The sequence below is a fragment of the Microcoleus sp. MON1_C5 genome (genome assembly GCF_036701875.1).
GTDB lineage: Bacteria > Cyanobacteriota > Cyanobacteriia > Cyanobacteriales > Microcoleaceae > Microcoleus.
The window spans coordinates 1-20,865 of sequence record NZ_JAUBRN010000034.1 but is presented as its reverse complement, the minus strand read 5'-3'; the positions used below and the strand labels follow the sequence as shown (position 1 = coordinate 20,865).

The 20,865-nt window shown below is 45.8% G+C and carries 16 protein-coding genes; 9 read left to right on the top strand and 7 right to left on the bottom strand.

The genetic code is table 11. The features are described from left to right. Positions 1-143: 143 nt before the first annotated feature. Positions 144-569, top strand: coding sequence for a hypothetical protein (locus tag QUA71_RS17485; protein ID WP_190656362.1), 426 nt, complete (start codon positions 144-146; stop codon positions 567-569). A gap of 41 nt (positions 570-610) precedes the next feature. Here QUA71_RS17485 and QUA71_RS17480 read toward each other — a convergent pair whose 3' ends face one another. Together QUA71_RS17480 and QUA71_RS17475 are read right to left on the bottom strand one after the other, a co-directional pair. Further along, positions 611-1,036: a DCC1-like thiol-disulfide oxidoreductase family protein gene (locus tag QUA71_RS17480; RefSeq protein ID WP_333286845.1), complete on the bottom strand. Its 426-nt coding sequence runs from the start codon at positions 1,034-1,036 to the stop codon at positions 611-613. An 80-nt stretch (positions 1,037-1,116) separates the two neighbouring features. Continuing rightward, positions 1,117-4,191, bottom strand: a complete 3,075-nt coding sequence (locus QUA71_RS17475) for a PAS domain S-box protein (protein ID WP_333286843.1) — start codon at positions 4,189-4,191, stop codon at positions 1,117-1,119. A gap of 642 nt (positions 4,192-4,833) precedes the next feature. On the opposite strand from QUA71_RS17475, the gene QUA71_RS17470 reads away from it, so the two are divergent. The 7 genes from QUA71_RS17470 to QUA71_RS17440 all read left to right on the top strand — a co-directional run bounded on the left by QUA71_RS17470 (position 4,834) and on the right by QUA71_RS17440 (position 14,622). Further along, a complete protein-coding gene (locus QUA71_RS17470) occupies positions 4,834-6,027 on the top strand; it encodes an NAD(P)/FAD-dependent oxidoreductase (RefSeq protein WP_333286841.1) in 1,194 nt (397 codons plus the stop codon). 178 nt (positions 6,028-6,205) lie between these two features. Continuing rightward, a complete protein-coding gene (locus tag QUA71_RS17465) occupies positions 6,206-8,122 on the top strand; it encodes a S9 family peptidase (RefSeq protein ID WP_333286839.1) in 1,917 nt (638 codons plus the stop codon). Positions 8,123-8,213: 91 nt separating this feature from the next. Further along, complete coding sequence (locus QUA71_RS17460; protein ID WP_333286837.1) at positions 8,214-8,933, top strand: HAD-IA family hydrolase; 720 nt, start codon at positions 8,214-8,216, stop codon at positions 8,931-8,933. 276 nt (positions 8,934-9,209) lie between these two features. After that, entirely contained in the window at positions 9,210-9,833 is a 624-nt protein-coding gene (locus QUA71_RS17455; RefSeq protein WP_333286836.1) for a DUF3859 domain-containing protein, read from the top strand. Between the two features lie 148 nt (positions 9,834-9,981). Further along, on the top strand, positions 9,982-11,748 hold the full coding sequence (locus QUA71_RS17450) for an asparagine synthetase B family protein (RefSeq protein ID WP_333286834.1): 1,767 nt from the start codon (positions 9,982-9,984) through the stop codon (positions 11,746-11,748). 156 nt (positions 11,749-11,904) lie between these two features. Beyond that, positions 11,905-13,125 carry a decarboxylase gene (locus QUA71_RS17445; protein WP_333286832.1) on the top strand — a complete coding sequence of 407 codons (1,221 nt, stop codon included), beginning with the start codon at positions 11,905-11,907 and terminating at the stop codon, positions 13,123-13,125. Between the two features lie 168 nt (positions 13,126-13,293). After that, positions 13,294-14,622: a hypothetical protein gene (locus tag QUA71_RS17440; RefSeq protein ID WP_445243796.1), complete on the top strand. Its 1,329-nt coding sequence runs from the start codon at positions 13,294-13,296 to the stop codon at positions 14,620-14,622. Between the two features lie 319 nt (positions 14,623-14,941). Here the strand turns inward: QUA71_RS17440 and argJ are convergent, their stop codons facing one another. The 5 genes from argJ to rpsF all read right to left on the bottom strand — a co-directional run bounded on the left by argJ (position 14,942) and on the right by rpsF (position 19,805). Continuing rightward, complete coding sequence (gene argJ, locus QUA71_RS17435) at positions 14,942-16,183, bottom strand: bifunctional ornithine acetyltransferase/N-acetylglutamate synthase (protein WP_333286909.1); 1,242 nt, start codon at positions 16,181-16,183, stop codon at positions 14,942-14,944. 320 nt (positions 16,184-16,503) lie between these two features. After that, entirely contained in the window at positions 16,504-16,644 is a 141-nt protein-coding gene (locus QUA71_RS17430) for a hypothetical protein (RefSeq protein ID WP_006631904.1), read from the bottom strand. Positions 16,645-16,705: 61 nt separating this feature from the next. Then, positions 16,706-16,900: a hypothetical protein gene (locus QUA71_RS17425; RefSeq protein WP_006631905.1), complete on the bottom strand. Its 195-nt coding sequence runs from the start codon at positions 16,898-16,900 to the stop codon at positions 16,706-16,708. Positions 16,901-17,501: 601 nt separating this feature from the next. After that, positions 17,502-19,034, bottom strand: a complete 1,533-nt coding sequence (locus QUA71_RS17420; RefSeq protein ID WP_333286828.1) for a right-handed parallel beta-helix repeat-containing protein — start codon at positions 19,032-19,034, stop codon at positions 17,502-17,504. 435 nt (positions 19,035-19,469) lie between these two features. After that, positions 19,470-19,805 (bottom strand): 30S ribosomal protein S6, encoded by a 336-nt coding sequence (rpsF, locus tag QUA71_RS17415; RefSeq protein WP_015176119.1) that lies wholly within the window; start codon positions 19,803-19,805, stop codon positions 19,470-19,472. A gap of 15 nt (positions 19,806-19,820) precedes the next feature. Between rpsF and QUA71_RS17410 the strand changes: the two genes are divergently transcribed. Beyond that, a complete protein-coding gene (locus QUA71_RS17410; RefSeq protein WP_445243795.1) occupies positions 19,821-20,738 on the top strand; it encodes a carbohydrate ABC transporter permease in 918 nt (305 codons plus the stop codon). Positions 20,739-20,865 lie beyond the last annotated feature (127 nt).

Sequence of the window (20,865 nt, the reverse complement as noted above, 5' to 3'; positions counted from 1 at the left end):
ACTGGTGCTTAACACACACGGGGAAATTTGTCAACTCCTAAATATCTATCAAATAGTCCACAGTTCACTGTTTAAAGCAGGTAGTATGCAGTTACATTGTTAGCTAAATCATGTAATAACTCTATTTGATAGGAGTTTTTCGAGTGAACGCTGCCGAACAAGCCAAAAATATAGAAGTTGCCAGCAAAATTGCTACGGTTGTTAATTTATTCAAGTCCGAATTCCCGGATGCAAAAGTCGATTTGAAACCTTGGATGAATGACGAGGATACCAGAGAACTTGTAGATCCAGATTCGATCGACATTGGCTTCCATTTTCCCGGTAGAAGTCGCTTGCTGCAAAGCCGCAGCATTTTGATTCAAATCCGATTTTACCAAGATCCGGTCGAAGGATATCGGCGGGCGATCGGAGTTGAGGCCGCCGGTTACGATCATAGCGGTCAGCAGTGGCACTTTTCTACCGTGGAAAATTGGAATTTTCTCGGCCAAACCGAACCTGCGGTGGAGTCGGCGCAAAAACTCAAAGACTTTTGCCAGCAGATATTCGATTTGTTTAATCAATCTTTTTGAGGAATTCAGTTTTCACTGCGAACCTGTTTGTAGTAAGGACTTTAGTCCTTGCTATTATCGCAATTGTCGATCGACCTACAGCCAACCGGATAAACAGATTTGTAAGTAGTCGATCGCTTGCCAAACAAAGTATAGCGGTTGTCGCGGACTTGTTCGTACACGCGATCGCCCATCCACTTCATCCCCGGCATTGCCCGATAAGCAGCCACAAACACCTCGCCTCCCGGCAATATCCGCCCGATTTCCTCCGCCGCATCGCTGCCCTGCCAGCGCCGTTCTGGGGTGTTGCCATCTATCAAAATCATCCCCATTTCGCAGTCTCCAGACGTAATCCCAAAGCGATTTAATTCCTCTAAATCTTGCATGGGAATATACTCAAACCGCGTGCCTTGGTCTAAGGTTTCTAGTAACTGTACCAAAGTAACGCAGAGATTGCAATTGCCGTCATAAATTACGTTGTAATTCATTTGATTATTTCCTAACTGTGGGATGAAATTTTGTAGGAATTGCACCTAACTAACAGTAGGGTGCTGATGGGCGCACCTTACTAACTAACTATTTTGCCGACAGGAATCTCGATCGCAAATTCCGTGCCTTGACCCGGTGCGGAATGGCATTTAAGCTGCCCGCCGTGTTTTTCTACCACAATTTGATAGCTGATCGACAGCCCCAAACCAGTACCTTTACCAGGCTCTTTCGTAGTAAAAAACGGATCGAATAGCCTTTCGTGAACATCTATCGGAATCCCCGGGCCGTTGTCAGCAATCCGAATCACAATATGAGAAGGATGCCGAACCGAAGCATCAGAAACAGCAGAATCTGCCTGCATCAAAGTATCCTGTTCATATTTTACCTCCGTACAAATCCGCAGCGTCGGCGAAGGACAATAAGGAATAGGCGCCTGTTCCCCCTCCGCCCACTGTCCAGTCTCCATTGCCTCTTCCAAAGCATCAATTGCATTGCCAATAATATTCATAAAAACCTGATTTAACTGTCCTGCATAACACTGTACGCGGGGCAAATTGCCGAACTCTTTGAGCAGCAAAATTTTAGGACGCCCTGCGGTTTCTTTCAACCTGTGCTGCAAAATCAACAAAGTGCTCTCAATCCCTTCGTGAATATCCACCTGCTTTTGTTCGGCTTCATCTAATCGCGAAAAATTCTTCAGTGACAGCACAATTTGGCGAATTCGCTCGGCTCCCATTTTCATCGAACTTAACAGCATTGGCAAATCTTTGAGCAGAAAATTCAAATCTACATCATCTATTTCTTGTTTAATTGCCGGTGTTGGGTGCGGGTATTCCTTCTGGTAAAGTTGGAGCAGTTTTAGCAAGTCTTTAAAGTAATCGTCAGCGTGCATGACGTTGCCGTAAATAAAGCTAACTGGATTGTTGATTTCGTGAGCAACCCCAGCGACTAATTGCCCCAAACTTACCATTTTTTCATTTTGAACCATCATGCTTTGAGTTTTATGCACGTCCCGTAGGGCTTTGGCCAATTCTTGATTTTTAGCCCTCAATTGACTTTCGGAAAGTCGCACCGCTTCTTCTGCGTGTTTGCGCTTGGTAATATCTTTGCGAATTGCTACATATTGATGGGGTTGGCCGTTCGTATTTAAGAAAGGTACAATCGTAGTATCCAACCAGAATAATGTGCCGTCTTTAGCTTGATTTTTCATTTCTCCCCGCCACACCTTGCCCTGGCGGATGGTTGACCAAAGCTTCTTGAAAAAATCTGCTGAATGATAGCCAGAATTGACAAGTCTGTGGGTTTTGCCGATCAGTTCTTCTCGGGAATATTTAAATTGTTCGCAAAATTGATCGTTGACATAGGTAATCGCTCCGAATTCGTCGGTATTCGAGACAATTGCCGATTGATCCAAAGCAAATTTTTCAAATTCCAACTCTTTGAGAGTTTGGCGCAATTCTGCTTCTGCTTGTTTGCGATCGCTAATATCGGTAATCATCCGCAACACCCCTGAAAATTCGCCCTCAGCGTCGAACATCGGCGTCGCCGACACGATCGCCCACAAGTGAGATCCGTCTTTGCGAGTAAACTTAAAATCGTGGCGTTCGCTAATGCCTTGCCGCCTGCGCTTGACGTAAGTTTCTGCTATTTTCCTAGAGTCGGAATCTATAAACTCAAATAGCGATCGCCCCAGCATTTCCTCTACAGTATACCCCAGCATTTCGCCCATTCGAGAGTTAGCAAAAGTCGTGATACTTTCGCTGTCAAACATCCAAACGCCCTCCGAAGCCGTCTCGACAATGCAGCGGTAATAATTCTCCCTCTCCCTGAGTGTTTCCTCTGCTTGCTTGCGATCCGTAATATCAGTTTGCACCGCAATAAAACCTTCGAGTTCACCATTTTCTTGATAAATTGGGGCGATAGAAAGCGCCACCCAATAACCCTTTCCATTCTTTTTGTAATTGTAGATTTCCTGATTAAACGGCACGCCTGCAGCCAAAGCCGATCGCAGTTGAGCAATAGTTAGCGGGTCTGTTTCAGGGCCTTGCAGTACATCACCCGGTTTTTTTCCCTGCATTTCTGCCAGCACATAACCGCTAATCCGAGTAAATCCTTCATTCACCCATTCAATGCAGCCTTGAGCATCAGTAATAATTACACCATTTTGCGTTTTTTGAGCCACAATGGCCAAGCGCGACAATTCAGTTTCAGTGTTTTTGCTTTCCGTAATATCTTCAGCAATACCCAAAATGTACTTAGGCGCGCCAGAATCGTCAAACAAAGGAACTTTTTTCGTGTGCAAAATCCGCTTTCCCAGGCGCGGAAGTTCCAGAGTTTGTTCGGGCAAATCGACGCCTTTTCTCGTTGCAAATACTTCTAAATCTTGTGCTTGCAAGTAATTTGCCTGCTCTGAGTCCAAAAAGCCAGCAGCATTGTTTAAGATAACTTCATCCCTCGAATAGCCAAACAATTCTTCGCTAGCAGTATTCCAATAAATAAACTTTTGCTCGACCGCATCTTTAATAAAGACACTAATCGGCAGATTTTGCAGTACCGCATTGAGAAAATCTTGAGTGTTTCGCAGGTTTTCCTCAGCTCGCTTTCGTTCAGTAATATCCAAAATCACTCCGTCGAGATAAACAACCCGACATACAGAATTTGCGATCGGCGAAACCGGCGAAACCACAGCCGACAAAAAGCCCTCAATTTCCCCTTGTTCCTCTTGTTTTCCTCTAGCCTCTTCCGCCTCGCAGCAAACAGCTTTGCCTTTTTCGTAAACCCAGCTAATTTCGCCGTCAGCCCGGACAATCCGGTATTCAAGGATGTACGAAGTTCTGGTTGCTACACTTTTTTTGACAGTAGCATCCACATTTTTGCGGTCTTGAGGATGGATAATGCTGGAAAAAGAACGGACGCGATCGTTGATAAAATCAGAAGAGGGATAGCCTGATATTTCTTGAACAGCCTCGCTTAAAAACGCCATTGTCCGTGTTAATTCCCCGGCGTCCGTATACTCGCAGGTACAGCGGTAGACAGCACCGGGAATATTAGCTACTAAATTTTTATATCGTTCTTCGCTTTTTAACAAAGATGAGCCGTCTTCGTTATTGTGCTCGCCGTTCTTAAATTTAGAAGAATTGGAAGAAATTTGCATGGTTTTTTTTCACTTGTGAGTGCGGGGGCAAGTGTTAGCGTAGATGACCCTATAAAAAGTGAATTTAATTTGCGTAACAATTCGTTATAAACTAATATAGTACAAAATTAGTTCTGCGAACATTCAGAAAATTTGAGGTTGGCTAATAGGTAGAGCTAATCAAGCCTAGAGATATAGAAAACTGTTCGGAAACGCATTGTCTAACGGATTGAACGCATTTCACTGAGATGTTGCACCCTTCTCGCTTAAAAGGCCCGAGGGCCTGTTCCACAAAGAATGAATTTCTTGTGGGGAGTAGGGGTTTGGCAGGAGATCCATCCCCTAAAATCCTTATAGTCCTGGACGCAGGTACTACGATTTTCTGTAATTGCAAACGTAGTGAAGCAATCTCAAACCCTTGGTTTAACGCCCTTGAGTGCGTAATTCCTGCCTTATTGAGAATGGTGCCAGATGTGAGTTTAACGGATTTAACCGATCGATGTTGAGGTTCGAGGGAAAGAGGGAAGATTTTTCCACTCCCCCACTCTCCGACTCCCCCACTCTCCCCCTTCCCCACTCCCACTACCCCACTCCCTCACTCCCTCACTCTCGTTAGAATAAGATAAGTTTCCTTGCTACCGATCGCCCCTCAAACAAAACACCATGACTCAACAACAACCCCGGATTTGCATTCTCGGCGGAGGCTTCGGCGGACTCTACACAGCCCTGCGCTTGAGTCAGTTACCCTTCTCCAAAACCGAAAAACCCGAAATTGTCCTAGTTGACCGCCGCGATCGATTTTTGTTCGTTCCCCTGCTGTACGAACTGCTGACCGACGAACTCCAAACCTGGGAAATTGCCCCACCGTTTGCCGAACTCTTGCAAAAAACAGGTGTGCGCTTTTGTCAGGGTACTGTCTCCGGCATTGATGTGGAGGAAAAGCGAGTACAGTTGCACGACGGGCCAGAAATTCCGTGCGATCGCCTAGTTTTAGCTTTAGGTGGCGAAACGCCCCTAGATATGGTCAAGGGTGCCGTTGAATACGCTTACTCGTTTCGCACTCTCGACGACGCCTACCGCTTAGAAGAAAGACTGCGGTTTTTAGAAGCCAGCAACAACGACAAAATTCGGGTGGCGATCGTCGGGGCCGGTTATTCAGGAGTAGAATTAGCTTGTAAATTAGCCGATCGACTCGGAGAAAAAGGTCGCGTGCGGTTAGTTGAGCAAGGGGACATGATTCTGCGGACATCACCGGAGTTTAACCGCCAAGCCGCCAGCGAAGCTTTAGAAAAACGGAAAGTGTGGATCGACTTAGAAACAGAAGTAGAGGCGATCGAAGCGGACACAATATCCTTACTTTATAAAGGACAATTAGATGTTCTCCCCGTAGACATAGTGCTGTGGACAGTAGGAACTCAAGTTAGTCAAGCAGTGCGATCGCTACCCCTCAAACAAAACCGCCGCGGTCAATTAATAGTCAATTCGCAAATGCAAATTATCGACCATCCAGACATATTTGCCTTAGGAGACTTAGCAGAATGTCACGATGCAACTGGTCAAAAAGTCCCCGGAACAGCCCAAACAGCCTTCCAGCAAGCTGACTACACCGCCTGGAACATTTGGGCCTCCCTCACCGGCCGCCCATTACTTCCTTTCCGCTATCAGCCGCTAGGAGAAATGATGACATTAGGAATTGACAACGCCACCCTGGCCGGTTTAGGAATTAAACTCGACGGACAACTAGCTCACATTGCTCGCCGCTTAGCTTATCTCTATCGGATGCCAACATTTGACCATCAACTAAAAGTTGGTTTCAATTGGATTAGCAAGCCGATTCAGGAGTTGCTTAAAAGCTAGTTAATTGTAGACAGTTAACTGTTGACCGTTGACGGGTGATTGTTAATTGTAGGACTTATGATGGCGGTCTCGAAACCGGGTTTTTCACGAAAATACTTGACTACTACCCGCATATTTGGTAAAAATCTGGTTTTTTCTGTCGGAGTGTAGATTCAGAGAATATTAGGCACGATAAAAAATGCAAAATTCCACATTTCAACTGCCCAAAACTGAACTTCCACCGTTGATAGAGCGGGAAATTCTGTTCGGAAATCCCGAAAAAACTAGCCCCCGACTTTCACCCGACGGCAAGTATCTCGCCTACATTGCACCAGATAACAACAACGTTTTGCAAGTCCAATTGCGTACCGTCGGTCAAGCAGACGATCGCCAATTGACAGCAGATAAAAAACGAGGCATTCGCATCTTTTTCTGGGCTTACAGCGGCGAAGATTTAATTTACCTCCAAGATGCAGACGGTGATGAAAACTGGCATTTATATTTAGTCAATATCCAGTCAAATCAGGTGCGCGACTTGACACCATTTCAAGGCGTTCAAGCTCAGCCGATCGCCTTTGACCGCAACTTCCCCAATGAAATATTAGTGGGAATGAACATCCGCGATCGCAGCAAACACGACGTTTACCGCATCAACCTCAAAAATGGTGCAGTTGAATTTGACACCGACAACCCAGGTAACATCGTCGGTTGGACTGCTGACGCCCAATTCCAAGTGCGGGCGGCCACAGCCACCACTGCTGACGGTGGCTCAGAATTGGTGTTTCGAGAAACCGCCGACAAGTCTTGGGAAAGCCTGCGAAGGTGGGGGCCCGATGAGGAAGGTGGTGCCGTCATGTTCTCAGAAAACGGCAAAATTCTTTACATGATCGGCAATCATGATGCTAACGCCGAACGTTTGATCGCATTAGACTTAGAAACCAAACAAGAAACCGATCTCGCCTCTGACCCAGAATACGATGTCGGCGGCATTGTCGTACACCCCACCAAGCGAGAGATTCAGGCGGTTTCCTTCTACAAGGACAAGGAAGAGTGGCAGATTTTAGACCAAAGCATAGCAGAGGATTTTGAGGAGCTCGGCAAATTCCGCCCCGGCGAATTCTCCATCACCAGCCGCAACCTCGCCGATACCACTTGGCTAGTCGCTTACATGACAGACGACGGCCCAGTTTACTACTATGCGTTCGATCGCGCCTCCAAAACCTTCACCTTCCTGTTCAGCAACCAACCAAAACTCGAAGGGCTACCGCTCTCATCAATGGAACCCATTTCTTACACCGCAAGAGATGGTTTAACCATTCACGGCTACCTGACAAAACCTGTTGGTGTCTCAACACCCGTACCGACAGTCTTGCTGGTTCACGGCGGCCCCTGGGCACGCGATACCTGGGGTTACAATCCACAAGCCCAATGGCTGGCAAACCGAGGTTACGCCGTTTTGCAAATCAATTTTCGCGGTTCCACCGGCTACGGCAAAGCCTTTCTCAATGCCGGCAATCGCGAATGGGCGGCTAAAATGCACGACGACTTGCTAGATGGGGTTAATTGGCTTGTAGAAACAGGAATTTCCCAACCCGATAAAATTGCGATTATGGGCGGTTCTTACGGTGGTTATGCTGCCTTAGCGGGATTGACTTTTAGTCCCGATGTTTTTGCCTGCGCCGTCGATATTGTCGGGCCGAGCAATTTGATTACACTGCTGCAAACTATTCCCCCTTACTGGGAACCGCTCAAAGCAAATATGTATCACCGCGTCGGAAATCTGGAAACAGAACCAGAGTTTCTGAAATCGATCTCGCCTTTATTTTTTGTCGATCGCATCCAGAAACCTTTACTAATCGCCCAAGGTGCTAACGACCCGCGAGTAAAAGAATCAGAAAGCGAGCAAATTGTCAATGCCATGAAGCAAGCCGGCAAACCTGTAGAATACGTGCTTTATACAGACGAAGGACACGGATTTGCGCGCCCAGAAAATCGCCTGCACTTTTATGCGGTCGCCGAAGAATTCCTAGCGAAATATTTAGGAGGCCGATTTGAACCTGCGGGCAACATTGCCAATCATTCTGGTGTGGTGAATCCGCAAACAACTCACAACTAAAAAAGTTTGTAGTGAGGACTGAAGTCCTCAAACCTAAAATCCTAGGCAATCAAGACTAAAGTTCTTACTACAAACAAATAACAAATAACCAATGAAAAAAGTAATTTTTTTAGACGCTGCCGGTACACTATTTGATGTTCGCGGTAGCGTCGGCGAGGTATACGGACAAATAGCTCAGAGGTTTGGAGTAACAGTTAATAGTGAAGAGTTAAATACAGCATTTTCCCAAAGCTTCGCCTCCGCAAGTCCAATGGCATTTCCAGGGATAGAATCAGCAAAAATTCCCCAATTAGAATTTGAGTGGTGGCAAGCAGTTTCCGCAAAGGCATTCCAAATAGCAGGCATTTTTAACCAATTTTCAGACTTTTCCACATTCTTTGGGGAACTCTACGCTCATTTTGCCACCGCCGAACCTTGGTTCGTCTATCCCGACGTATTGCCAGCCTTAAATAAGTGGCAGCAACAAGGAATTGAATTAGCAGTAGTATCGAATTTCGATTCCCGAATTTATGCAGTATTAAAAGCACTAAATTTAGCTGGTTATTTCACATCAGTGACAATTTCTACCGAGGTTGGTGCAGCAAAACCCGACTCTAAAATTTTTACTGCGGCTTTGCAAAAGCACAACTGCACTGCCGAGAAGGTGTTGCATATCGGTGACAGCTTCAAAGCAGATTATTGTGGTGCTAAAAATGCGGGATTAAACGCAATTTGGTTGAATCGCCAACAGGAAAAACTAGATTTAGGCAAATTGCCTTTTTTAATCGAGTCTCAAAAAGTTGAGGAAGTTGCCAGTCTGGATTTTATATAAGTCAGGATTTACTCACTCCCACAAATAAATCGGCTATTTTACCTAATCTGCGGGTTGCAACGAAGTATTTTTGGAAAATAAAAAACGGTTTTTGGGTATCTATACTAAGTTCTATAAATATGATTTTTATGAGGTCAAGGTTATGATTTTTATGAATTGACTTTGAGAGCTATTTATTGAATAATATGGATAATTTAACCACAGAGAGCGCAGAGGGCGCAGAGGAAGAGAAGAGAGGGGTGATTTATATATCTAATTTTTACTGGAAAGAACTTTATGGAAACTCGGCTCACTCACACTCAGTTAGCACAGGTAGTCGCTGAAATCGACAAGTTATCGCAGCAGCGCGAGTTAGAATTGGCCCCAGATCAGGTAAGAGAAATTTTACGGGAGTTGAATCTTCCTGATGAGCTTTTAGAAGATGCGATCGCCCAAATGCGCCGCCGCGAAGTCTTAGAAAAACAGCAGCGACGGAATCGCTGGATCGCGATCGCCTCGACAGCCGTTGTCATTTCTGCGATCGGTATAGGCGTGCTGTTCGGGCAAAATCAGCAACAAAAAACTGCTCAAGTTGTGGGAGGAGAAGACAGGATTGCGCTATCGAAAAAAGGTGGTGACAGCTTTACTCAAGTCAACCGTCTAATCAACCCCCGCATCTACTACCAGGTGACGTTGAAAAATGCTCCGATCGGCAATCAGTTGTCTCTGCAATGCGATTGGATTAATCCCAGCGGTGACGTTGTTCATCAGGGCAGGTATCAAACTCGCACGATCGATACTGCGGTTTGGAATACGCACTGCTTTTACGATCTCGGATCTGCTGCTGCCCCAGGCAAATGGGAAGTTCGGATGTCGCTGGATGGGCGCGCGATCAGCACTGAATCTTTCACTGTGAAATAAATAGACTTATCCAAAAAAGCCTGTTTTGAACAGGCTTTCCGGCCTGTTCCACAATCATTATGGGAGATATCTACATAGACTTATCCAAAAACAGCCTGTTTTGAACAGGCTTTCCGGCCTGTTCCACAATAATTATTGGAGACATCTAATGGGTGCGATCGACAAACCTTCACATTTTATCGGCTACTGGGGAGAGGACGATCGCACAAAAACGCTCAGCCGTTTAGTCCCAGATTACTGCATTCGGCAGGGCAAATTATCCGAGTGGGCGATCGCCTCTGCATCTGTACTCACGGCTGACACAGTGACGCTGAATGCTTGCGGGCGATTTCAGCCAACCGATTTACCGGGAGATGCTTGGGCGGCGGTAGAAGCGAAACAGCTACGGCTGGGGCGCGATCCGTTTGGGCGAGTGCCGCTTTACTGGATGCAGTTGGGAGAAACGATTTGGTTTTCGACGCGGATGCAATTGCTGCTACCGCTGATTGCTTCCCCTCAAATTAGCCCGATCGCGCTACACAGTTATGCTTGTTTTTCCTACGTGCCCGCGCCGTTAACTCCGATCGAGCAAATTGCATCCGTAGCAGCCGGAAGCGAGATGATTTGGGGAATCGCCGATGTTAACGATGGGCCGAAAGTACGGGCGGCGAAGCTATCCTGTAGGGAATCGCTGCAATCGGCTTGGCAAGAAGCGCCCCAATTACTGCGCCGTGAGGATGAGGCGATCGCACAATTGCAAGGGCTGTTGCAACAGGCGATCGATCGACAAGTAGCCGATTTGCCGATCGACGAACCCGTGGGCGTTTTACTCTCCGGCGGCCTCGATTCCTCGCTGGTGACGGCGCTGCTAGTGAAAGCAGGCTTGCAGGTGCGCGCCTATGCCCTCGATTTTGGTGTCGAAGCCTATTCCGAACTGCCCTACGCCCAACAGGTGGCGGACTTTTTCCAGATTCCGCTGATCCGAGTGGCGGCGACGGGCGATGCTGTGTTGCGGGCGATCGGGCCAACCGCCAAAGCCCTCGATTTACCCTATGGAGATGGCACAACAGCCCCGCTGTTTTTGCTCAAACAGGCGGCCGCGCAAGACGTGCGAGTTGTATTCAATGGCGAGAATGGCGATCAGCTATTTGCTGGATGGACGAACAAGCCTTTGATTGCACACGGAGTTTACAGTGCAGAACATCCTGCCGGAAAAGAAACTTTTGAACAGCAGTATTTGCGGACGTTTCAGCGATTTTATGGTTATGAAAAACAAATTTTTTCGCCAGAAATGCTCGATCGCATCCAGTCTCACGATGTGAGCGTTTATCTGCAAGACGCGATCGATCCCGAAACCTGTCCTTCCCTGCTAGCGAGGCTACGGCGCGCTTCGCTGATGCTTAAAGGTGCCCAAAATATTCAGCCGAGGGCAACGGCATTGGCGTTTGCTTGCGGTTTGTGGGTGCGATCGCCCTTCTGCGACCCCGACCTCACGGAGTGGACGTTTCAACTCCCTGGCGAGCTGCTGCTGCAAGGTGCGTGCGAAAAATACATCCTCAAAAAAGCCTCTGAACGCTGGCTGCCGCCGGAAATTGTCTGGCGGGAAAAGCGCGGGATGGGTGTGCCGTTGAAGGTTTGGTATTACCGGGAGTTTTGGGCTGCGATCGGCGATCGGCTGAATCCGAATGTGTTGCGATCGCAAAATTGCTGGCAACCTTATTTGGCCGACGCGATGTTATCGGGACAACTCGGAGTTGCTATGCGCGATCGCTATATTGGCAATAATCTCTGGCTGCTGCTGATGTGGCAGGCATGGCGAACCGAGGTTTTAGGCGAAATTCCGGGCAAGCGATCGCTGGATCATGTGTTTTGGTTGCCACCGGCTATCGGGCAGCGCATTTGGAAATATCGAAGGAGGTTGACTGTTGACTGTTGACTGTTGACTACTATTCACTCGATTTTACAATCTTTCTTCTTCCTTCTTCCTTCTTCCTTCTTCCTTATTTCTTATTTCTTCTTCCGACTTCCATCAGACTGACATCCGTTACATCCGTTACATCCGTTACAAAATCCGTTGCCGAACTTCTTCTATATGACTGAATCTTTGCTACAGAATGAAACCAAAATACATTCGCCACCGTTCTCGGAAGCATTAGCCAAGCGACTTTTGTCAACTTATGGTTCGCCCTTATATGTGTATCAGGCCGAGATCCTCAATCAGACTCTTGAGCATATTACGCGATCGATCGACTATCAGCACGTTCAGTTTCATTTTGCTAGCGTCACCAACGGCAATATTGCTCTGTTGCAATTGATTCAGCAGGCTGGTTGGGGGCTACACGCGAATACACCGGGAGATGTTTTTTTGGGGCTGAAAGCGGGTTTTACGAGCGATCGCATTGTCTACACCGGCAGTAACCTCAACAGGGCGGATATTCAGCAATTGATTGAATGGAAGATCGATCGATTTAACTTCGATAGTCTGTCGCAACTCCAGGATTTTTGCGAATATTCGCGCAGTCAACCGCGATCGATCCGTGCCGAAATCGGACTGCGCCTCAACTCACCGGAATTGACGGGAGACAGTCGGATTGGAGTGCGTCCCGCCGAATTCGAGAAAGCCAACGAAATCGCGCAGCAGCAGGGGTTGAGGATTACCGGATTGCATTTTTATCGGGGGACAGGAACGAACGCCACGAGTGCTTTTACGCAGGCGATCGATCGGCTAATTGCGATCGCCGAACTGTTGCCCGATTGGCGAACTCTCGATTTTGGCGGTGGTTTTGGCTATCCCTATCGAGGCGGTGCGGTGTTTGACTGGCGGGAGTTTGGTGCGGCGATTACTGAACGATTGAGTGCGCTATCTCGCCCGATCGAGTTGGTGATTGAACCGGGACGATCGGCGATCGCAGGTTGTGGCGTTTTGCTTGCGAAAGTTGTGTCGGTGAAGTGGTTGGGCTATCGGCAAATTGTCGGGGTGGATACGACTGTATCAAATCTATCGGTGCCTGCGGTGTACGGGGGCTATCGGGCGATCGCAACTTGGGAAACCGACGATGTATCGCGACATCAAACGGATATTTGCGGCAACACGACTTATTCGCGGGATTATTTGGGGCGCAATTGTTGGCTACCGAAACTCAAAATTGGAGATGCGATCCTGATTTTGGATAGCGGGGCTTATGGTTATGCGATGTCGTCGCATTTTCTGCACCGCCCCCGCCCTGCTGAGGTGTTGATTGATGCTAAGGGCGATCGATTAATTCGACAGCGAGAAGACTATTCCATTTTGTTAAACGGGCAAATCTTTTAAGAGGGCATTGGGCATTGGGCATTGGGCATTGTGCATAGTTTCTTCCTTCTTCCTTCTACTTATTATCTCTCTTCTCTTCCTCGGCGCCCTCTGCGCCCTCTGCGGTAAAACCATTCCAAAACAACCGCCAACGATATAAATCCATTAAATCAATCAGGAGTAACCGAAATGGGAATGAAATGCGTCCAGTGTAATACCGACAACATTTTGAGCGATCGTACCAGGAACTCAGGTCGCTGTAAACGGTGCAACCATCCATTTGTCTTTGAACCCACTACCGTCACTGATAAAAAGTTGGCATTCACCGATCCCTTTTTCAAAAAGGCGATAGAAGATATTTGCAGTCATAATATGCTATTTTTCACGCCAAAACAGTTTTTGTATTTCATTGATAAACGACTTAAATATCGCACATCAGGGTACATAGGCGACTGGATTATGTTCTACTTAATCTTTGGCTTTTTTGTGAGAATTTTTTCCGCGGCTATTTTGAGCGGTTATGGGGTCGATTTAAAATTAGTAATTCTGATTTCGTTTGCAGTTTACAACGTTCTTTGGATTTGGGCACTTTTTGAAGGCAGCAAATCTCCTAGCCAAAGTATTCACAACAGAAAAAACAAGGCTAAAAACCTACAACTTTTAGGGGTAATTATTTTAGTAACAGGCATTTCAGGAAGCTTGATACTTAATTATTTCTCAGGATACATCGTAGCGATTACACTAGGGCTATTTTCCTACTGGCTCGGCATTTCACAAAAAAATCGCCCACAGATAACGGGTGAAATATTTCTCGTTAATCAAGCGCAGAGCGATAAATGGCTGCGAGACTGGCAAACAGTGAACGGCACATTAGAAAAACTGCTCCCTGCACCTCGCCAAGAAGCTTTACCCGCCAGCATCGATCGCGAAGTCAGCGCCTACAGCTTTGATCGCGCCATCATCTGCGACAGCGACGAAATCGCTCAATTCCTAATTGCCAACAACGTCCATTTTGAGAACAACTGCGCCATTCTTAGTATTAGTGGCTATCCCCAAAGCATCTTCAACACCGTCATCGAAATGCTGCGACGCAATGCCGATTTAAAAGTCTATGCGCTGCACGATGCGAACCCTGCTGGAGTTAGTTTAGTACATCAATTACGAACCAGTCCAAACTGGTTTGCAAATCAAGCCGTCACGATTTTGGATTTGGGAATTTCTCCCCGTCAAATCTTGGAAACCCGCGATATGTTTGTACAGCAATCTCAAACAATGGCACAAACCGCCCGTCAATTACCCGACACCGTGAGGCAAGGTTTAACAGCACAAGAACTAGCATGGCTGGATGCAGGTAATTTTGTGGAATTAGAATCGTTTACGCCGCAGCGGTTGTTGCGCGTGGTGAATTATGGACTTGCTCAGAGTGGCGATCCGCAGACCAATGACGGCTTAATATTAGTGGATAATGCTGTCGGGTATGGTGGTGGCTATGTGTTTGTCTCCGATAGTTTTGGTTAGGGCGTGTTTTCAAACTTTATATTAGACTTATTAATAATAAGCTGAAAAAGTCTTGAAACTTAGTCTGAATAAGATTTTTAGCGCTCTTTAGCTAAAATCATAAAAAGCTTATCTCGGTAAGGGCTTTAGCGATTTTAAAATGAGGAGCAAAAAAGCTGAGATTAACTCGGTGAGTAAAGGTTTGAGATTTTTTAATTTCCCCCCGTGGGGGGAAGTTTAGTTTAAATTGTGTGAAATTTGCCTTTAACCCGCTCTCGTCTGGTTTTGTTTGTGTAGGCGCGGTTTCTAACGGCCCGGACTTCTAACCCCGTGGACTTATTTAAGTCGTATACTCCGCATTAATCTTCACGTAGTCGTAACTCAAATCGCATCCCCAAGCTTTCGCAAAACCGCTGCCATTCCCGACACTAACCTGAATTACAACCGTATCAGCCTTCAAATATTCCCCCTCCGCAGCCGCTTTCATATAATTACTCGCAGCAGCGCGATCGAACTCTTTAGGTTGTCCGTTTTCCATCATCAAAAAATCCCCCAATTGAATCCGCAAATTCTCTTGATCGAAAGGTACACCAGCGCGCCCAGCCGCCGCCGCAATTCTGCCCCAATTCGGGTCGCGTCCGAAAATAGCAGCTTTCACTAAAGAAGAACCGACAATTGTTTTGGCAATTTTACTCGCAGAAACTTCATCCAGCGCGCCACTAACTTGCACTTCTACCAAACAAGTTGCACCTTCGCCGTCACGGGCGATCGCCTTTGCTAAATGTACGCAAACTTCTGTTAGCATCGCCTCTAATTTTTCAGCATCCGCCCCCATTTCCGTAATTGCCGGTGTACGGGATTGACCGTTTGCCAAAGCAATTAGCGAATCGTTGGTACTGGTATCGCCGTCAACAGTAATTTGATTGAAACTTCTGTTAGCCGCCCGACTCAGCATTTCTTGCCACAAATGCGATGACACTGCTGCATCGCAAGTTACAAATGCCAGCATTGTTGCCATATTCGGGTGAATCATTCCCGAACCTTTGCAAATCCCGCCGATGCGGACGGGTCGATCGCCAAACATGGTTTCTAGGGCGATCGTTTTCGGCACTAAATCAGTCGTACAAATCGCCTTAGCCGCCGCATCGGAACCAGTTTCCGATGCCTCAGCAACTAATCGGGGAATTCCCGCCCTCAGCGGCTCCATTTTTATCCGCTGTCCGATGACGCCAGTGGAGGCCAAAAGAATCGATTCTGGAGGAATATTCAGCGCTTCTCCCAACAATTTGGCACTTTCGAGGGCATCTGCCCAACCTTGTTCGCCAGTAGCAGCATTAGCTTGTCCCGCATTGCACAAAATTGCTTTGGCGCTGGGTTTAGCTTGCAAACGCTGGCGGCAGTAGTCCACGCAAGCGGCCCGGACAGTCGATGTGGTGAAGACTCCGGCGGCGATGGCGTCTACCTCTGACAAAATTAAACTTAAATCTGGCAAGCCTGAAGGCTTCAAGCCCGCTGTAATTCCCGAGGCTCGATACCCTCTGGGTGCTGTAACTCCGCCGTCAATTTCTTTCCAGTCCGACATCATGACCTCCCTAGTAGCCTTCAATCTGCTGAAAGGGGATTATACCATTTTAGATTTTAGATTTTAGATTTTAGATTTTAGACTTCGGCGTGAGCGCTCAGTCGAACGATTTTAGATTTTAGATTTTAGATTCCCCATTCTTTTGAGCCCAATTTCCCATTCCACATTCCCAATTCCCAATTCCCCATAAAACTAATCGCGGCTTCCAATCTAGAGTTATAACTCAAGAAGAAGTCGCGATAATTTTGTAACTGACATTATTAATTTTTAGCTGGCAAACAACAAACTAGCTTCAACTATCTCGCCGTTGAAAAAAGGAGTTATTTGCGATCGATACTCGCTGGAGAGACAGCCTCTAAACCAACTTCAGCAGCCACACGGCTCAGCATGGATTCCTGACGGTTTTTGACGAGGTGTTGATGGCGCATCATCAGGGTGCGGGCTTGTTCTTGAGTTGACATAACTGATTTCTCCAAATTATAGGTAATAACTTCGTAGACAATTGTCGAAATTGAGCTTGCCCTAGCTCATAGTGGCGTTGCTGCGATCGTAACTGGCTTGAAAGCTGGGCTGCGGTTTGCCTTGAATGTGACCCCAGTAGTGCGTATCTTCCATCCCGACTTCGGTGGCGGTGCGGTTGAGCATGGATTGCTGGCGGTTCTTCACCAGTTGGTGGTGGCGCATCATCAGAGAGCGAGCTTGATTTTCGGTAGACATAGGGAGTTCCTCGGTATTCTTTAGATTAATGTTGGGCTGGTTTTTTCTTCTCTTCTATCACTATAACAGACAATTCTGTATCTAAAGCTACCAAATTAAAATTGTAACAAAACTTTACAATGGGGCTATGGGGCGAGAATCTCGATCGAGGTTGCAGGGAGTGCGATCGAGCTTGGGCTAGTTGATTCAGACCCAACCTCAAGCAGCAGTTGGCAAAATTTGACAATATTCCTCTTCTAAGAGCCACATTTTAGCGGCTACCTAATTGCCAAGGGCCACAATAACTTTATAGTTTGGTTCAGAGTTATAGATGCAGAATTTTGCCTCTCAAGAAAGTCGAATTTGCCTTAGTTAACAGTAAATTTAATAAGTAGCTAAGTAGGTAGGCGCTGTAAAACACAATTATGTTAAGGATTGTAAATTATCCTTAGCCCTAAGCGTGGCTAAGGTAGCCCTGTTTACATATTATTACATAGGTCGGTTTAATCCCGCTTACCTACTTAAATCATTATTATTGAGTTGTGTAATTAATTTTGTTTAGGTACTTAATACAACTATTAACAATTAATTATTACAGACACAACTTATTTTAATGAAGGGTTTATTGGGGTAAATCAGGAAATTGAGGTGGGAACTTACCCTGCCACCAAAAATGGGGTTTTTCTCCATGGGGAAAAGCTCCAACTCTCATCTGAGATGTGTTAGAATTAGCAGTTAATGAGGTTGGGTTACTGACCGGAGATTTTAAGTAAAAATTCCCTTCTTCAGGATTAACAAATTGAGGTTCTTCTCTGACTGCAGCAGTTCCATTCGTTCCATAGATATTAGCATAGTTATCAGGAAGCCATCCAGCATAAATCGGACGGGTGGTGTTATTTTCTCCAAAGATTAAGTTCTGGCTAATCTCAAGATCTTTTTGACGAAAAATCTTTTCGATGTCAGAGTTAGCCGCCAAATAGCGATCGCTATAACCGATTTGAAATCCCATATTATTGCTAAAAATATTATTCTTGATTTCAACATTTTGAAGATTATCAGAAAATAAATATAACCCTCCAGTAATCCAAAAAAAGCTTTCTCCTGGGTTCGGTTTACCATAACCATTATGATGAACCGTATTATTATAAATTTTAATATTATGCCGTAACCCATCATTTCCCCATCGGGCAAAGAGAATTCCGGTTCCCCAGTTATCATAAATTAAGTTATGGTGAAATCGAATATTTTTTGCTTCTGCTCCTCCTTCTACTGCTAAAGCAAATCCTGCACCATTACAATCATGAACAACATTATTAAAGACCTCAACATCTTCTAAGACTCCAAACCAACTATCAATATATAATCCTTGTCGTGCCATGTGGTGAATATAGTTATGATGGACGGTTCCATATTTACTCTTTTCTTTAACATCAATCCCTTCTTTTTTCCCATCCTTAACTAAGTTATAAGCAACTTCAAAGTTTTCAACCCCACCGATTGAAATTGCTTCATGGGGAGCTTCTGGGAAATCATTTAAAAAGTCAGCCATCTTCAGGTCGTTTGCATTAATAACCGTATTTCCCATTACTTTATAGTGATCGCCCCACCAAACACCAATACCTGGGGAAAACGTATTTTCTGTTTTATTATTATAAAGGTTAATAAAATGGCTATTTCTAACTGTAATCCCAGAATTATGAGAATTAATAACTTCTAAATTTTTGACTTGAATATAACTAACATTTTGTAATAAAAATGCACCTTGATCGTGAGGATAATGGGATTTTTTACCAGAGGGAGGCTCTACTTTAACTGCATCCGCATCAATAATAACTCGTTCTTCAGGATAGGCTCGATAAGTAATCCAAGCCTTTTCTGTCCCTGAATTGTTAGCTTGAATTTGTTCAGTGAGGCGATAAGTTCCAGCCCGAATATAAACTGCTTCACCCGCTTTTAATACCGACGCTGCGTGATTAATTGTTGACCAAGGATGCTCAAGTGAACCGTTATTTGCATCACTGCCATTTGGTGCAACATAAAAAACATGAGGATGGATTTGTGATAAACTTCGCGATGTCCAGCAGCCGCCACTAATCGCCAATAGCAATCCTGCTAATACTAACGTGATGAACCTATGAACGGTTTTTCTAATCATGAAGTTTTTTTTAGATAGGATTTAATCCTCACTGTTTAAACATTAAAGCACTTTCGTAATTTTGTAAATCTAGTAAGTAGGTAGGCGCTGTCAAACACAATTATATTAAGGATTGTAAAGTATCCAAATGACCTAAGCGTGGCTAAGTTAGCCCTGTTGACATATTGTTACATAGCTCGGTTTAATCCCCCTTACCTACTTATAATTTCAATTAACCTCAAGTCCCGCCCTTAAGAAACTATGCTATACCCACAATTCCAGAAATCCCCCTAGCCTCTTTTTCAGGAGGATGCCAGGGGGAGCGAAAGGCTCTGACGTTAGTTTTTCAAGTTGTGTGTACAGGGTAGCCCTTAAGAAAGGCGTGCCGGGGAATAAGCGGCCCTAATCGTCAAACAGCAGACTGGTACTACATAAGACGTTAAGTTGACACAAATGCTATTCGGCGACTTCAGCTTCAGCTTCCGCTTCAGGTGCATCTGGCACATCTTGCTTGATTGTCAAATAGCGAATCACTTCTTCGCTCAGACGCATCGCGCGCTCCAGGGTGAAAATTGCAGCGCCCGGAGCTGTATAGTTCATTTGAACGTATACTCCGTCCCGGTGCTTGCCGATTTCGTAAGCCAAACGGCGCTTGCCGCGGTGCTGAGTTTCGATGTTTTCAGCACCTTGATCGCGCAAAATAGTTTGATATTTAGCGATCGCCTGGTCTGTCATTTCCTCACCCAAATCAGGGCGCAGAATGTACATAGTTTCGTAAATAAACGGTTTCATGGCAATAATCCCCTTATGGACAACAAGGCTTCTCACGAAGCAAGGACTTATTATCATATCCCAACAATGAACAATCTCAAAACTAAAAAACCAAATTCCCCAAACAACACTCCCTCGCGGTGGAGGACCCTGTGGACGTACAGCATCATGAGCGCGATCGCACTTTTAATGCTGTTTCCCTTGCTGTGGCTGCTCAGTACCTCCCTCAAATCCCCCAACGAAAACATCTTTCAATTTCCCCCGCAACTGTGGCCACAACAGCCAACCCTCGAAAACTTCATCAAAGTTTGGCAAACCAACCCCTTCGGCAGTTACCTGTTCAACAGCACCCTAATTGCCGGCCTCACAGTTAGCATCAACGTCCTCTTTTGCGCCCTCGCCGCTTACCCCTTAGCCAGACTCAAATTTCGCGGCCGCGAAGCCATCTTAATCACAATCATTTCCACAATCATGATTCCCTTCCAAATAGTCATGATTCCCCTATACATATTGACTGTACAACTCGGACTAAAAAATAGTTATTTAGGGGTAATCTTTCCCGGACTAGCCTCAGCCTTCGGCATATTTTTATTGCGACAAGCATTCCTAGCAGTTCCCAAAGAACTAGAAGAAGCCGCCCGCATCGACGGCTGCAGTGAATTAGGCATTTGGTGGCACGTCATGATTCCGGCAATTAAGCCAGCTTTAGTCACTCTAGGAATTTTCGTATTTATCGGTTCTTGGAGCGACTTTCTGTGGCCGCTGCTAGTTTTAGACAGACCGGAATATTACACTTTACCTTTAGGGGTAGCCAATTTAGCCGGAACATTTTCTTTAGATTGGCGTTTAGTTGCGGCGGGTTCTATTATTTCTATTGTTCCCGTTTTAGGGCTATTTTTGCTCTTGCAAAAATACATTGTGCCAACTGAAACTGCTGCGGGAGTCAAAGGATAGAATTAAGATAAACAATCGGCATTTATCCGCGTTCATCGGCGGTTAAAAATTAAACGGAACTTACCCCCTGCGGGGTAGTTCCGTGGAACTCGAACGCATACTAGCTGTAGGTTTTGCCAATTCGATC

Coding starts and splice junctions, on each gene's coding strand:
- QUA71_RS17480 (WP_333286845.1), bottom strand. CDS start 1,036: ATGAATTACAACGTAATTTATGACGGCAATTGCAATCTCTGCGTTACT.
- QUA71_RS17475 (WP_333286843.1), bottom strand. CDS start 4,191: ATGCAAATTTCTTCCAATTCTTCTAAATTTAAGAACGGCGAGCACAAT.
- QUA71_RS17470 (WP_333286841.1), top strand. CDS start 4,834: ATGACTCAACAACAACCCCGGATTTGCATTCTCGGCGGAGGCTTCGGC.
- QUA71_RS17465 (WP_333286839.1), top strand. CDS start 6,206: ATGCAAAATTCCACATTTCAACTGCCCAAAACTGAACTTCCACCGTTG.
- QUA71_RS17460 (WP_333286837.1), top strand. CDS start 8,214: ATGAAAAAAGTAATTTTTTTAGACGCTGCCGGTACACTATTTGATGTT.
- QUA71_RS17455 (WP_333286836.1), top strand. CDS start 9,210: ATGGAAACTCGGCTCACTCACACTCAGTTAGCACAGGTAGTCGCTGAA.
- QUA71_RS17450 (WP_333286834.1), top strand. CDS start 9,982: ATGGGTGCGATCGACAAACCTTCACATTTTATCGGCTACTGGGGAGAG.
- QUA71_RS17445 (WP_333286832.1), top strand. CDS start 11,905: ATGACTGAATCTTTGCTACAGAATGAAACCAAAATACATTCGCCACCG.
- QUA71_RS17440 (WP_445243796.1), top strand. CDS start 13,294: ATGGGAATGAAATGCGTCCAGTGTAATACCGACAACATTTTGAGCGAT.
- argJ (WP_333286909.1), bottom strand. CDS start 16,183: ATGTCGGACTGGAAAGAAATTGACGGCGGAGTTACAGCACCCAGAGGG.
- QUA71_RS17430 (WP_006631904.1), bottom strand. CDS start 16,644: ATGTCAACTCAAGAACAAGCCCGCACCCTGATGATGCGCCATCAACAC.
- QUA71_RS17425 (WP_006631905.1), bottom strand. CDS start 16,900: ATGTCTACCGAAAATCAAGCTCGCTCTCTGATGATGCGCCACCACCAA.
- QUA71_RS17420 (WP_333286828.1), bottom strand. CDS start 19,034: ATGATTAGAAAAACCGTTCATAGGTTCATCACGTTAGTATTAGCAGGA.
- rpsF (WP_015176119.1), bottom strand. CDS start 19,805: ATGAAACCGTTTATTTACGAAACTATGTACATTCTGCGCCCTGATTTG.
- QUA71_RS17410 (WP_445243795.1), top strand. CDS start 19,821: ATGGACAACAAGGCTTCTCACGAAGCAAGGACTTATTATCATATCCCA.